The organism is Bacillus sp. SIMBA_005 (assembly GCF_046535585.1).
GTDB lineage: Bacteria > Bacillota > Bacilli > Bacillales > Bacillaceae > Bacillus > Bacillus pumilus.
The window spans coordinates 1-262 of record NZ_JAWRWI010000625.1; the positions used below are offsets into that span (position 1 = coordinate 1).

The window sequence follows — 262 nt, forward strand, 5'->3', positions numbered from 1 at the left end:
ATCGATGGCTCTTATGTGCTAGCCCACAGTATTCGAAAAGTAACAGCTAATGATGGCACTGAGCTATATAGTTGGGACAAGGAACGTGACCAGATTTGGTCGCCTAAAACCGTAAAATATATGCGTGGGCTGTTGGCAGAAGTTGTCTCAAATGGTACGGGGCAAGGGGTTTATAGTAATAGTAGCTATGTTGGGGCTAAAACAGGTACAACAAATGATTACCGTGATTACTGGCTAGCTGGTTTAAATGACCAATATACCG

Annotated in this window: 1 pseudogene; it reads left to right on the forward strand. The window is 43.1% G+C overall.

The features are described 5' to 3' along the window. A pseudogene (locus SB660_RS21585) lies at window positions 1-262 on the forward strand (transglycosylase domain-containing protein); the annotation flags it as partial.